9 protein-coding genes are annotated in these 14,419 nt (G+C 42.4%); 6 read left to right on the forward strand and 3 right to left on the reverse strand.

Going from position 1 to position 14,419, the window contains the following annotated elements; all coding sequences use genetic code 11:
* Nucleotides 1-43: 43 nt before the first annotated feature.
* A complete protein-coding gene (locus H3302_RS18910) occupies nt 44-1,249 on the reverse strand; it encodes an aspartate aminotransferase family protein (protein WP_065979022.1) in 1,206 nt (401 codons plus the stop codon).
* Between the two features lie 204 nt (nt 1,250-1,453).
* On the opposite strand from H3302_RS18910, the gene H3302_RS18915 reads away from it, so the two are divergent.
* Entirely contained in the window at nt 1,454-1,882 is a 429-nt protein-coding gene (locus tag H3302_RS18915; protein WP_036972068.1) for an Lrp/AsnC family transcriptional regulator, read from the forward strand.
* A 27-nt stretch (nt 1,883-1,909) separates the two neighbouring features.
* Here the strand turns inward: H3302_RS18915 and H3302_RS18920 are convergent, their stop codons facing one another.
* Both H3302_RS18920 and H3302_RS18925 read right to left on the reverse strand, forming a co-directional pair.
* Nucleotides 1,910-2,824, reverse strand: a complete 915-nt coding sequence (locus tag H3302_RS18920; protein ID WP_036972067.1) for a hypothetical protein — start codon at nt 2,822-2,824, stop codon at nt 1,910-1,912.
* Between the two features lie 49 nt (nt 2,825-2,873).
* Nucleotides 2,874-4,787 (reverse strand): bifunctional diguanylate cyclase/phosphodiesterase, encoded by a 1,914-nt coding sequence (locus H3302_RS18925; RefSeq protein WP_065979024.1) that lies wholly within the window; start codon nt 4,785-4,787, stop codon nt 2,874-2,876.
* 532 nt (nt 4,788-5,319) lie between these two features.
* On the opposite strand from H3302_RS18925, the gene H3302_RS18930 reads away from it, so the two are divergent.
* The 5 genes from H3302_RS18930 to H3302_RS18950 are packed head-to-tail and all read left to right on the forward strand — an operon-like array spanning nt 5,320 to nt 14,404.
* Nucleotides 5,320-5,619 (forward strand): isoamylase early set domain-containing protein, encoded by a 300-nt coding sequence (locus H3302_RS18930; protein ID WP_118844851.1) that lies wholly within the window; start codon nt 5,320-5,322, stop codon nt 5,617-5,619.
* An 8-nt stretch (nt 5,620-5,627) separates the two neighbouring features.
* Nucleotides 5,628-7,604, forward strand: a complete 1,977-nt coding sequence (malQ, locus tag H3302_RS18935) for a 4-alpha-glucanotransferase (protein ID WP_180311908.1) — start codon at nt 5,628-5,630, stop codon at nt 7,602-7,604.
* A complete protein-coding gene (gene glgB, locus H3302_RS18940; RefSeq protein ID WP_180311907.1) occupies nt 7,605-9,842 on the forward strand; it encodes a 1,4-alpha-glucan branching protein GlgB in 2,238 nt (745 codons plus the stop codon). It abuts the gene before it with no gap.
* Entirely contained in the window at nt 9,832-11,889 is a 2,058-nt protein-coding gene (gene glgX / locus H3302_RS18945; protein WP_182396511.1) for a glycogen debranching protein GlgX, read from the forward strand. The genes glgB and glgX overlap by 11 nt, the downstream gene beginning before the upstream one ends.
* Nucleotides 11,882-14,404, forward strand: a complete 2,523-nt coding sequence (locus H3302_RS18950) for a glycogen/starch/alpha-glucan phosphorylase (RefSeq protein ID WP_182396512.1) — start codon at nt 11,882-11,884, stop codon at nt 14,402-14,404. The genes glgX and H3302_RS18950 overlap by 8 nt, the downstream gene beginning before the upstream one ends.
* Nucleotides 14,405-14,419 lie beyond the last annotated feature (15 nt).

Raw genomic sequence — 14,419 nt, forward strand, 5'->3', positions numbered from 1 at the left:
TGCTCTCCGATGGCGTGCTGAATTAACAGCACGCCAACTTGGATTAACCGTTTACAACGTCTGCAACCGCTTTTTCAAAGCGTGCTAAACCTTCTTTGATATCTTCAAGTGGGATCACTAAAGAAGGCGTAAAGCGCACAACATTTGTGCCAGCAACTAGGCTCATTAAACCGTGCTGAGTGCTTGCAACGAGGAAGTCACGAGAACGGCCTTCATATTTACTGTTAAGCACTGCACCTAATAATAGACCCTTACCACGTACTTCACTAAATACGTCGTATTTTTCGTTAATGGCTTTTAAGCCATCACGTAAAAGTTGTTCGCGCTCTTTAACTCCAGCAAGCACGTCTGGTGTGTTAACTGTATCGAATGCCGCTTCAGCTACAGCGCACGCTAATGGATTACCGCCATAAGTAGAGCCATGTGTCCCTACTTTTAGGTGCTCGGCAATATCAGCTTTGGTGATCATGGCACCGATAGGGAAGCCACCACCCAGTGCTTTTGCTGTTGTTAGGATATCAGGTGTTACGTCTAAATCTTGGTAAGCGTATAGAGCGCCTGTGCGGCCAACACCCGTTTGTACTTCATCAAAAATGAGAAGTGCGTTGTGTTTGTCACATAATGCGCGGACCCCTTTAACAAAGTCGCTAGTTGGTGAAATAATACCGCCTTCACCTTGCAAAGGTTCCATCATAACCGCACATGTGTTGTCGCTGATAAGCGCTTCAAATGCAGCAAGGTCATTGTAATCACAATGATCGATGGCAGCTGGTTTTGGACCAAAGCCATCAGAATACGCCGCTTGACCACCTACCGTAACAGTAAAAAATGTACGGCCATGAAAGCCTTTATTAAAGGCAATAATTTGATTCTTTTGTTCACCATGTACATCTAATGCCCAACGACGCGCGAGTTTTAAAGCTGCTTCGTTTGCTTCTGCCCCTGAGTTTGCAAAATAAACCTTATCAGCAAAGGTCGCATCAGTGAGCTTCTTAGCCAAACGCAATGCCGGTTCGTTCGTCATTACATTTGATAAATGCCAAATTTTCTCGCCTTGCTCTTTTAATGCATTAACAAGGGCAGGGTGACAATGACCTAAGCAGTTCACTGCAATACCACCTGCAAAGTCGATAAACTCTTTACCGTTTTGATCCCACACGCGTGAACCCTCGCCACGAACTGGGATAACCTCTGAAGGGTTATAGTTTGGCACCATTACGTCGTTGAATAATTCTCTTGTTACTTGCATGTGTTGCACCTAAATCTGGCTTAATATGAAAAAATTAAAATTGCAAAAACTAGGTTAGTTAAGCCGTTCCTGCCTAGTTACGCACGATGAGATTATTTTTCTTATCAATTATTTATATTATCTGGTTTGCGAACTTAAATTTGCAGTGCTATTTTGTGTAAATTGACTAAAATAAAAAGCAAATTGACGAAAGAATTAAACAAAATGATAACTCCTCAAGATGAAAAGTTGCTTGCGATATTAAAAACTAACGCTCGCGCAAGTGTGTCGGATTTAGCAAGGGCCTTAAATTTATCACGCTCTACGGTACAAAGTAGGATGTTAAGGCTGGAAGAGTCGGGTGTGATCAAAGGGTATAGCGTTGATTACGGTGATGCCTATTTAAGCCAAATGGTCTCAGCGCATGTATCAATTAAGGTGAAACAAAAGTTAACCACAAAAACGAATATAGAACTGAAGCAAATTGACGCAATTTCTCAGCTTTATGCGATTAGTGGTGAATTTGATTTGATTGCAGTCGTACAAGCTCAAAACCTCGAAAAATTGAGTCATTTGCTTGATGATATAGGTAATCTAGATGGAGTAGAAAGAACAACTTCGTCGGTAATATTAGAAACAAAGTTTAAGCGCTAATAGGGCCATTTAGCGCTTAATGTTGGGTTAGTTGCTTGCTTTACGAATAACTTTCTTTTCAACTTCATCCAGTTTTATGACGTAGGCATTGCCGCCAATGCCTTTAAATTCTTCATCGGTAAACACGATGGTGTTGTCATCATAAAAGGTGACAGCCTCTTTTTGAGTAACGATACCTAGGTCGATACGTGATACATCACCCGAAAAGAATTTGTCTTCTTTAAAGTTTTCAAATAGCCAGATACTTGTTGAATCGAGAAGAACCAACTTAGTTCTATCGGGGCTTAAAGCCGCGGAGGTGATCCAACATAACTTTTCTAATGTGGTACAGGTCTGAAATGAATCAATCAGCTCAGCGTCAAAATTAGCAGCGTGATCGCCTACTTTATAGACATTCGTTATACCATCAAATGGTTCTGTTCTATTTTTAGTAAATAAGTATAAATGACGACCGAAGGCGACAAAGGCCTCTAGGTCAAAGTTTCGTTTGTCAGGCTCAATAGGGGTGCCATCCATTTCTGGATAGGTGAATTTGATGATTTCGGCTTCAGTTGTGTCCCCTTTGATATCAATGGGGTTTTCGATTTTATAAATTGTTAGCCATTTTCTGTCGTTTTTATTATTGCCGAAATCGCCTAAGAAGAAATGCCCGAAGGTGTTTTGGGTCATGTCCTCCCAGTCAATGTTTTTGGCATTAGTGACAAGGATTTCTTTGGCAATTGAACCATCTTGGTTAAGGCGGTATAACTTGGGCTTATCGCCACTGTCGTTTATTGCCCAAAGCCGTTTGTATTTATCAAATTCAATACCAGAGATTTCTTTGACTTTAGGATCAACAGTTAATCGCTTTTTACTGTAAAGGGTGTAAATAGAAGACCCGACCAGCGCTGCAACAACAGTCACGGCAAGGATAAAAAAGGTGAATACGCTTTTCTTTAACATTAACAAGGAAATGGCTTTGGAAGATGTAAAGTAGTATACCCTACAATCTTTATCTTTGTATATTCCATACCCCAGTTCCTGTCGCGGCCATAAAGTTAATATTGTCTTGCAAGACTTTGTGTCCAACATTCACTGATGATTCTGGGTGGCTGACTAAATAACCTTGTACACTGCGTATCCCCATTGATTTTACGAGTTCAAACTGGGCAAATTCTTCGACACCCTCAGCCACAATTTTTAGTCCTAATTTATGGCCAAGCTCACTGATTGAATGCAGTATTTCATTGTATTTAGGATTGCTATTCGCTTGGGCAATAAACAGACGATCGAGTTTAATGACGTCGATTGGTAAATCAGCCAGCGTGCTTAACGAGCTAAAACCCGTTCCAAAGTCATCAATTGCAATAGTGACGCCACTGGCTCGTAATTTCTCAAGTTGCTGAATAATGTGTTTACTGGCTGTAATAAGTGTTGATTCGGTTATTTCTAACATTAAGGCACTTGCAGGCAAGCCTGTTTTAGCCAATATGTTCATTACCCAATCATACACAGCGCGGTGTTTAAGTTGAATGCCTGATATATTCACCGATATTTTAACTTTTTTCATCCCTGCGTTATACCACGCTGACATTTGTCTGCATGATTCGAGTAAAATCCAATCGCCTAGTTCGAGGATCAGGTTCGATTCTTCGGCAATAGGAATAAACTCAGCAGGTGCGATTGCGCCTTCTACCGGATGATCCCAGCGGGTGAGAGCTTCGAAGTAATCGATAGTGCAGTTTTCTACGTGCACAATTGGCTGGAACGATAAATGAAAGTTCTCGCAGGCAATCGCCAAACGCATTTCTTCAAGTAAATAGTGATAACGGCGCATTTTATTGCCCATTTCGGGGGAGTACACCTTAAAGATACCGCGACCATCTGTTTTAGCGCGATACATTGCAACATCGGCCATTTGTAATAATGCATGGGGCGTTGCTGCACTATCGGGATAAACGGCAATACCAATACTTGCACTAATTTTAATCAGTTTATTGCCGAGCACAAAATCGCGTTCGATTTCTTGCAATACATTTTGCGCAATTTCTAGGGCTTTATCTTTGTGGTCGAGCTGACTTATAAAGATTGAAAACTCATCACCGCCTAGACGCGCTAAGTTTTGTTCAAGCCCATTTGTAGCAGACACATTGTTAAGTTTATGGTGGCGTACCACACTGGTTAAACGGGCTGCAACTTGAATAAGCACTTCGTCACCAAAGCTGTGGCCGAATGAATCGTTAACTTGTTTAAACCCATCTAAATCGATGAATAATAACGCGCAATTTAACTTATCGATTTCAGCCAGACTTAATTGCCTTGTTAAATGTTCAATATAGGCATGGCGGTCAATTAACAGCGTTAATTTGTCTTGGCAGATACTGACCTGCGATTCGTGGGTGTAGGTCGTAATATGTGAGCTTAATGTATGAATGTGTGTTTTTAGCTGGCTTACAATTGGTTGGCTTGTATCGTTATTACGCGCTAAATGTAAGGATTTGAGAAGGTTTGATAGTTGATTATTGAGCTCAGTTAAGGTGTGTGTATCGTTTTCTGTTTGTCTTTTTATATTGATAAGCCAACTAATCGCTAAACCGAGCAATAAAAATATACTGATATTGATGGGCGAGAGGAGCGTTGACCAAAACAGGGATGATGCACTGATAGTAATAAATGAAGTGGGTGTTGATTTGACTACAACATACTGCAGCTCATCTTTGTTAATGAGTTGCTGACCTCTAAACACCATATTATACCACGGTGCAGATTCTAGCTGAGTGTTTACTTTTGGCTGAGATTGTAACTGCGTATTATTATTGAAATGTGCTAAATCATTAACTTGTTTCGTTAATAAAATATTTAAACCATACACAAATGCAATTAAGGTAATAATACAAATAGATAATGTACGAAACGCGTTGGTCATTAGTCGCTACCATCCCGGGTAAAATAGTTTTTAACCCACTTCTGAGTTATTCAGTATATTGTTTGTCACTAAAATAGACAAAGTCTTTTTAATGTAATTAATTTGTTAATAGTTTTGCAAATGAAAAATTTTGCATCTACGTTAGTGTTTTTACTCTATTTTTGACTTAAATTTTATTCACTTTACCCCTGTCTACTTGTTAACTACTTTTATGAGTATGCGCTGATCAAAACAATAAAAGAGCCTGAAAATTAAGTGTATTTTATTTTCAACTTGGTTCGGTTATTGCTCTTATTGAATAAGCAATATGATTTTGAGTACTTTTATTTATTTTGCGCACTGAAATGGTGCGAAAAATAAAAAATTGCACTGTCATAATGCGTAAATATAGATTTGATTAACTAAAGCAAAATGCATGCTTTAGATTGGACGTTGTTTTAAATCATGTAACGCACAGCCTCCGTCTGTTGAGTAGTTGAACACGGCACTGTGGCAAGGATTAATTTACCGATTGGTTGAATTGGAGCCCACTATGTTAAGTAAACGTTTTTTTAAGACTAAAGACGAAACAGAAGTCACCTTTGAATTTCAGCACCCTGATGCTGAAGATGTGCAATTAGTTGCTGAATTTACAGATTGGCAACCTGTGCCAATGAAGTTCAGTAAAAAAGAACAAGTATTCAAGTGTAAGCAACGTCTGCCATTGGATAAAAAATTTCATTTCCGCTATCTGATCAATGGCCAAGTTTGGGATAACGATCATCAAGCTGATGGGTATATTCCAAACGGTTTTGGTACCGAAAACAGTATTGTTAACACTCAACGCGCTTAGGTGTATTAATGCAGTCACTTGCGCAGTTATTTTATCTGCATGGTATCGGTTACGAATATACAAAGTACACTGGCGAGCACGTCGTTTTTGATGAAAGTACGCGCCGCAGTGCACTCAGTTGTTGTGGTATCGATTGCACTGATACAGACACCATTAACCAGCTCAACTTTGCCCTGGATGCAGGAACGTGGTTAACGTTATTACCTAACGTTAGCCTTATTGAGTCAGATGAGCCCTTTTTACGAGTGCGAGTTGATGAGCGTCTTTTATCACGCGGCTGTGAGTTACGCCTGCCATCGCTCGATATTGTTGTTAGTCGAGAGAACTTGCACGAATTGAGCGTGACAGGTGATTACCGTTTTAATGATATTCGTTACCTTGAAGTAGCGCTTCCCTTACCCGACATGCCCATAGGCTATCATGATGCTGTGATTACAGTGGCTGATCAAGAAGCACATTCTGAGCTGTGGATCATGCCAAAACAGTGCTTTACAGTGGATGATAAAAAGCGCTTGGGTGTGTCGATACAGCTATATAGCCTATTTAACGCGCACGGTTTAGGTATTGGCGATTTTGCAGATTTAGCGTCGCTAATGCGCGAAGCTGCGGCCAATGGTATGGATTATATTTTATTAAATCCATTGCATTTATTGTTCGAACACAGCCCTGAGCGTGCCAGTCCGTATAGCCCTAATAGTCGTGCGTTATTAAATCCGCTTTATATTGCATTGTCATTATGCGAAGACGCGAAAGATAATTTGGCACTTGAAAAGCTGCTTAATGAAAAACCGCAAGGCACCGATACATACATTGATTACACAAGTGTCAGTGATTTTAAATACCAATTATTTAGCTGTTTGTATCATCACTTTCGTGAGACAGCATCGGTTGAGCGTAAAGCGCAATTCGAAGCATTTTGCCTAACTCACAAACACAGTTTAGCAACGCTGGTGGTGGGTGATAATGAATACGCAAGCTACTTGCAATGGCAAGCGCATTTACAGCTTAACCTATGCCAGCAAATAGCGAATGAATGTGGTATGGATATTGGTCTCATCAACGATTTAGCGGTGGGATGTGCGGGTGATGGCAGTGAATACCGTAGCCAAGATGAGCTATTTTCTCATGGTGCAAATGTTGGCGCACCGCCAGACCCATGGGCTGAACAAGGACAAAACTGGGGCTTACCTGCACTCAACCCGCAAAAATTAAGTAAAGATAATTTTGCGTTTTATCGATCGCTTATTCGCGCCAATATGGAAGATGTGGGTGGGTTGCGAATAGACCATGTTATGGCTATTCGCAGGCTCTGGTGGTGTTTTGATAATCAAGGCCAACAGGATGGTTGCTATGTTTATTACCCTTTTGAGCATTTGTTAGCTATTTTAAAAATAGAGTCACACCTTAACCAATGCGTCGTTATAGGCGAAGATTTAGGGGTTGTGCCCACTGAAGTGCGTGATGCATTGAAAAGCAGTGCTATTTATTCCAATGGCTTATTTTACTTTGAAAAAGATCACAATGGTGAGTTTTTAGCCAGTGAACATTTTGCTCCACATAGCTTACTGATGATTGCTAATCATGATGTCCCCCCCTTTAATGGCTGGTGGACAGGGCACGATATAACTGTTAAACAACAGTATAGCTTAATTGATGAAGCGCAAAGCAACGCCTTGCTCGAAGCCAGAAAGATTGAAAAGCAACGTATGCTTAATTTCATCATGCGCGAAACTTCTCAGCAGCTGACCTTAGATACAGAGGCCTCTGTAGTATACCAAGCATTAGCATGTTGCCTTGCGGCAGCACCCGCTCGATTGTTTACCATTCAGATAGATGATTTAGATCAGCAAATTTTACCGGTGAATATTCCCGGAACGGATAAAGAATACCCCAACTGGCGGCGCTTATTGTCGCGCCCGACGCAGCAAATTATGCATTCGCAGCAGTCATTTTTAGCCAGTTTAATTTCTATAAGGAATCAATAAATGCGAAGTCGTGTTCGTCAAGAGCAAAGTGCACAACCACTGATTTATCAGTCGCAAATCGAGGCGTTGTCAGCAGGTTGTTTTAAAGATCCTTTTAGTTTCTTAGGACCGCATAAAATTAATGATAGCCGTTATGAAGTGCGCTGTTTTTTACCAGGTGCCACTATGGTATCTGTTGTTATGGGGTCGCAGCAGATTGCAGCTCAAAGGCAAGGGGAAAGTGATTTATTTGTAGCAACGATTGATTGCACATCAGTCCCTGAGTACCAGTTAGATGTGAGTTACGCCGACAAAGCGAGCCACAGACACTACGATGAATATAGTTTTGCGAGCACGCTCGATGAACAAGCAATGTATTTGTTTAATGAGGGCAGTTTAGAGCATGCTTATCGCCATTTTGGCGCGCATTTTACTACACAGCAAGGTGTAGAGGGCGTGCGCTTTACCGTATGGGCGCCAAATGCTAGCAGCGTATCGGTTATTGGTGAATTTAACTTTTGGCAACGCCAGCGTCACTTTATGCGTTTTCACCCAGCAAGTGGCGTATGGGAGTTATTTATTGCAGGGCTTAAAGAAGATCAGTGCTATAAATTTGCAATAACTACTCTAATGGGTGAACTGCTCGATAAAGCCGACCCGTTTGCATTTAAAATGCAGCAAGCACCGGGTACAGCATCGGTTTTACACGCTAGCAAAGCAACCGTAAAACTTGATGAGCACGCCCTTAAAAATCGTGCAAAGCGTAACAGTATTGAATCGCCTATTAGTATTTACGAAGTACATGCGGGCTCTTGGCAGCGCAGAGATGATAGTAGCCGGTATCTAACGTGGCGTGAATTAGCTGATAATTTGATTCCCTATACCAAAGCACTCGGGTTTACTCACTTACAGTTAATGCCAATTAGTGAATACCCGTTTGATGGTTCGTGGGGCTATCAGCCTGTTGGTTTATTTGCTGTGACAAGTCGTTACGGTAGTTTTGACGACTTTGTTTACTTTGTACAACAATGCCATGAGGCTAACTTAGGGATTATTCTTGATTGGGTCCCTGGGCACTTTCCAAGTGATCCCCATGGCTTACATCGCTTTGACGGCTCGCACTTATATGAACACGCCGATATACGGCAAGGATTCCACCCTGACTGGAATACCTACATTTATAACTACGACCGTGCTGAAGTGCGCAGCTTTTTAATAGCCAATGCCATGTATTGGTTACACGAGTTTGGCATTGATGGCTTACGGGTTGATGCCGTGGCATCCATGCTTTACCTCGATTATAGCCGTGAAGAAGGGCAGTGGGTTGCGAACCAATATGGTGGGCGCGAAAACCTCGGAGCAATAGAATGTCTAAAGCAAGTTAATTTGCGCTGCTATGCTAATAACCCCGGCATAATGATGGTTGCTGAGGAATCGACAGCATGGCCAGGCGTAACCAGACACGTTGAGCATGATGGCTTAGGATTTGGCTATAAGTGGAACATGGGGTGGATGAACGACAGTTTGCACTACATGCAACGCGATCCTTTGTATCGTGCTCATCATCATCATGAAATGACATTTTCGATGGTGTATGCCTACAGCGAAAATTATGTCTTGCCATTAAGCCATGATGAAGTAGTGCACGGCAAAGGTTCCTTAATTGAAAAAATGCCGGGTGATGACTGGCAGAAATTTGCAAATTTACGCGCTTACTACGCCTTTATGTGGGCTCACCCAGGTAAAAAGTTGTTATTCATGGGGGCTGAGTTTGCCCAGCGTCGAGAATGGAATCATGATCAATCTCTTGACTGGCATTTACTGGAGCACACGAGTCATCGTGGTGTTCAAGAAACAATAAAAGCGCTCAATAAAGTGTATTGCAATACACCCGCACTTTACGAGCAAGATACAAGCCCCGCGGGGTTTGCGTGGCTCGATAGCAACAACTCAGCACAAAGCATTTTTAGCTTTATTCGTTATGCAAAACAAGCTGATGATTTTGTTGTGGTTGTGAGCAACTTAACCCCACAGGTTTACCATGATTACGTTATCGGGGTGCCAAAAGCAGGGCGTTATCAAGTGATCTTGAATACAGACAAACCCGAATTTTTTGGCTCAGGGGTTGAGGTAACAAGCGATCCTGAACAGATTATTTTAACTCAAAATATGCTCAATCATGGGTTTACACAGAGCGTGGTCGTGTCATTACCAGGCCTTGCAACTGTGTACCTTAAGAAGGTGAGCGATGAGTCATAGTGTTGCACTTGAAACAGGGGTAACGATGCCGTTAGGCGCCTCGGTGCAGGGGGATGGGGTTAACTTTGCCGTCTATGCACCCCAGGCACACAGCCTATCTTTATGCTTATTTGACAGCAGCGGTCATTCAGAAATTCTCACACTGCCCATGCGAATGAATGAAGGGGGAGTGTGGACATTACGTGTTAGTCCTTTAAAAGCCGGTGCGTTGTATGGCTTTCGAGCTGATGGTGACTATGCACCTCAAAAAGGGTTATTTTTTAATCCTCATAAGTTATTGCTCGACCCTTATGCTCGCGACATTTATGGCGAGTTTACGTGGAGCGAGCGCCACTACGGGCAGATGCCGGTTGGCACATTAAGCACTGTGAACAACGCGATAGATATGCCTAAATCACGCGTTAGAGAGCTTGCGCTTTACAAGGGCACTAAGCCACAGCACAGTTGGGGAAAAACCGTCATTTATGAGTGTCATGTAAAAGGCGCGACCTGTCGCCACCCTGATATACCGAAAGCGTTGCAAGGCAAATTTTTAGGCTTAAGCCACCCTCGTTTTATTGAACACTTGCGGACTTTAGGTATCACGTGTTTAGAACTTTTACCTATTCATGCGTTTATTAGTGAGCAATTTTTAACGGCTAAAGGGCTGCAAAATTATTGGGGCTACAACACGCTTAATTTTTTTATCCCACATAAAGACTACTTGGTCGACGATGATATTAGCGAGTTTCAAGAGATGGTCGCTGAGCTGCACAAAGCTGATATCGAAGTCATTCTAGATGTCGTCTATAACCACACCGCAGAGGCTGGCACTGATGGGCCGCTATTATCTCTACGTGGGTTAGATAATCTGGGTTACTACCGAACGGTTGCCGATAAGCCACAGCATTATATAAATGATACGGGCTGCGGAAATACGCTTAATATCGATTCACCACGTGCTTTGCAATTGGTGCTTGATAGCCTGCGTTATTGGGTAGAAGTAATGGGGGTTGATGGTTTTCGTTTTGATCTGGCCACCATACTTGGGCGCAATCCAAATGGCTTTAATCATGCGCATGCTTTTATGCAAGCTGTTAATCAAGACCCTGTTTTAAATAGAGTTAAATTAATAGCAGAGCCTTGGGATATAGGCCCAGGTGGTTATCAGCTCGGGGCATTTCCAGCGCCTTGGCGCGAATGGAACGACAAATACCGCGACACCGTAAGACGTTTTTGGAAGCAAGAACAAGGTGTAATAGGGGAACTTGCTAAGCGTTTACATGGCTCGTTTGATTTGTTTGAACATAACCTGCGTGGACCCCTTAATAGTATTAACTTTATCACCAGCCATGATGGATTTACCTTGGCAGATTTAGTGAGTTATGAACAAAAACACAATGAAGCGAATGGCGAGCAAAATCGCGATGGACACAGTGCGAATCATTCCTTTAATTGTGGTGTAGAGGGGTATACCAGCGACCAAGCTATAAGCAAATTACGCTTGCAACAGCAAAAAAATATGCTGCTGACTTTGTTACTTTCCAAAGGGGTGCCTATGCTTTCTTTAGGAAGCGAAATGGCGCACTCGCAAGGCGGTAATAATAACGCTTATTGTCAGAATAATCGTACTAGTTGGCTTGCATGGAAAGAATCGCAATTTAACCACCCACTGACCCGATTTATTGATGATGTGCTTAGATTACGCAAGCAATTTAGCATTTTTCAGCACCCCTTCTTTGTGCATGACGGTGACCCTCGTTATGCCGTTGCGTGGTTTACAGAATCAGGCACCGATATGCAACAAGATGACTGGCATCAGAGCGACCGTCAATTTTTAATGTATAGCCTGACTGATAAGCACACGGAACAAGCTTTACTGATTATTTTAAATGCTGGCTCCTTGCCTATCACTTGCCAATTACCGCGCTTATCAAGCGGTCAATGGTCTTTGGCACTTACCAGTATTCATTCGGTTTCGACAGCGAATGTTGACACCGAACAACAGATTGCTGCGATGAGCAGCTGGGTTTTTACCGCCGATTCAGAGGACTTAAGTCATGACTAAAAAAGGTGAACAAGCATGTGTTGTAAAAGGATGGCAAGATGCGCCTATTATTGATAAAAGCACCTTAGAGGATGACCTATCACGCCATTTTTATTACACCTTAGGGCGTGACAAAGTGGGTAAGTCACAACTGTATTTATACCATGCACTGGCGTTAACTATTCGCGACAGGCTCGTGGCGCGATGCCGTGACACAAAACAGCAAATACATGAACAAAAACGCCGCAAAACTGCTTACTTATCGCTGGAGTTTTTGATGGGGCGTGCATTGGGTAATGCGGTTTTAAATCTTGACCTTGATGAGCAGGTAGCAAAGGCATTGCAACAGTATTGTACTGAGCTTGAAAGTGTTGCCGAAGCTGAACATGATGCAGGGCTTGGGAATGGTGGTTTAGGTCGCTTAGCTGCGTGTTTTTTAGATAGTTGTGCCAGCCTTGCGCTACCTGTTATTGGTTATGGCATTCGTTATGAATATGGCATGTTTAATCAAGCGATAGAAAATGGTCACCAAATTGAACAGCCCGATAATTGGTTACGCGAAGGCCACCCATGGGAGTTAAGCGCACCAGAGCAGTCTAAGCGAATCAAATTTTTTGGTCATGTAGAAAGTTACACCGACAAGCAAGGGCGTGTGCATCGTCAATGGCTCGATACCCAAGATGTCTTGGCGGTGCCATATGATGTGCCGATCCCGGGCTACAAAAACGATATTGTAAACACGTTACGGTTATGGAAGTCAGAGGCAACCGATGAGTTTGACTTGAGTGAGTTTAATGCGGGCAGCTACTCAGAAGCGGTGGCGCGTAAAAATCTCGCTGAACAAATCACCATGGTGCTTTACCCCAACGACAGTAGCGAAAATGGCAAAGAGTTGCGTTTACGTCAGCAGTATTTTTTATCGTCTGCCAGTATTCAAGATGTGGTTGATATTTGGGTAAACAAGTCAGGTGAAAACTTTGATGAGTTTGCTGACTACCATGTTTTTCAACTCAATGACACTCACCCCAGTATTGCGGTTGCAGAATTAATGCGCGTGTTAATCGATGACTATGAACTTGATTGGGATAAAGCGTGGCACATTACGACAAAAACCATGGCGTATACCAACCATACCTTGTTACCAGAAGCCTTAGAAAAATGGTCAGTGTCATTATTTTCGCGCTTATTGCCGCGCATTTTAGAAATAATTTACGAAATTAATGCCCGTTTCCTCGCCGACGTCGCACAAGCATGGCCGGGAGATGTGGCTAAACAGCGCGCCCTTTCTCTGATTGAAGAGGGCCCAGAGCCACAAATTCGCATGGCGTACCTTGCGATTGTCGGCAGTTATTCTGTCAATGGTGTTGCGGCGCTTCATACTGAACTATTGAAAGCCGGTTTATTTAATGACTTTTATCAATTATGGCCAGAAAAATTCAACAACAAAACCAATGGTGTTACGCCGCGTCGGTGGCTTGCCCACTGTAATCCAGAACTGACTAAGTTACTGAACAGCAAAATTGGCGATGAATGGGTGGCTGACTTTAGCAAAATTGGCCAATTGCGCCGATATTACGACGATACCGAATTTCATACACAGTGGCAGGATGTTAAATATGTCAACAAACAACGTCTTGTTGAGCTTGTAAAAAGCCGATGTGGTGTTGAGTTTGACGCCACGATGATGTTCGACGTGCAAGTTAAACGCATTCATGAGTACAAGCGCCAATTACTTAATGTTTTGCATATTATTCATTTATACGACCGGATTCGTCAGGGCGATACAGAAAACTGTGTGCCACGTTGTGTACTCCTCGGGGGGAAAGCTGCGCCAGGTTATTACATGGCGAAGAAAATTATTAAGTTAATTAATAATGTGGCTGAAGTCATTAATAAAGACCCCCTTGCAAAGCCATATTTACGGGTTGCATTTTTACCTAATTACAACGTCACCGCGATGGAAACGATTTGTCCTGCAACCGATTTATCTGAGCAAATATCAACAGCCGGTAAAGAAGCATCGGGCACTGGTAACATGAAGTTTATGATGAATGGCGCGTTGACGATAGGGACATTAGATGGTGCAAATATTGAAATCCGTGATGCTGTAGGTGCTGATAATTTCTTCTTGTTTGGCGCACGAGCAGAGCAAGTTGACGATATAAAAGCGCACTATAATCCGGAGCAAGTTATTTATCAGACCGAAAGCTTATACCAAGTAATGCAACTCTTAGAAAGCGGTCATTTTAATTTATTTGAACCAAACTTATTCGACGACATTATTGCTGCGATAAAGAGTCCGCACGATCCATGGCTTGTAGCCCATGATTTTGCCAGCTTTGTTCAAGCGCAAGAGCAAGTTGAACAAGCCTATTTAGACAGCGCACACTGGACCAGAATGAGTATCTTGAATACTGCTGCCAGTGGCATGTTTTCAAGCGACAGAACCATTGGTCAATACAGCGATGATATTTGGCATTTGGAACCACTTTTAGACACGAGCGCACAGCAACACACACAGAAAAAAAGCAGCTAACTTAAGACGGAGAGA

This window comes from Pseudoalteromonas sp. MT33b (genome assembly GCF_014117385.1).
Taxonomy (GTDB): Bacteria; Pseudomonadota; Gammaproteobacteria; order Enterobacterales; family Alteromonadaceae; genus Pseudoalteromonas; species Pseudoalteromonas lipolytica.

Coding starts and splice junctions, on each gene's coding strand:
- H3302_RS18910 (WP_065979022.1), bottom strand. CDS start 1,249: ATGCAAGTAACAAGAGAATTATTCAACGACGTAATGGTGCCAAACTAT.
- H3302_RS18915 (WP_036972068.1), top strand. CDS start 1,454: ATGATAACTCCTCAAGATGAAAAGTTGCTTGCGATATTAAAAACTAAC.
- H3302_RS18920 (WP_036972067.1), bottom strand. CDS start 2,824: ATGTTAAAGAAAAGCGTATTCACCTTTTTTATCCTTGCCGTGACTGTT.
- H3302_RS18925 (WP_065979024.1), bottom strand. CDS start 4,787: ATGACCAACGCGTTTCGTACATTATCTATTTGTATTATTACCTTAATT.
- H3302_RS18930 (WP_118844851.1), top strand. CDS start 5,320: ATGTTAAGTAAACGTTTTTTTAAGACTAAAGACGAAACAGAAGTCACC.
- malQ (WP_180311908.1), top strand. CDS start 5,628: ATGCAGTCACTTGCGCAGTTATTTTATCTGCATGGTATCGGTTACGAA.
- glgB (WP_180311907.1), top strand. CDS start 7,605: ATGCGAAGTCGTGTTCGTCAAGAGCAAAGTGCACAACCACTGATTTAT.
- glgX (WP_182396511.1), top strand. CDS start 9,832: ATGAGTCATAGTGTTGCACTTGAAACAGGGGTAACGATGCCGTTAGGC.
- H3302_RS18950 (WP_182396512.1), top strand. CDS start 11,882: ATGACTAAAAAAGGTGAACAAGCATGTGTTGTAAAAGGATGGCAAGAT.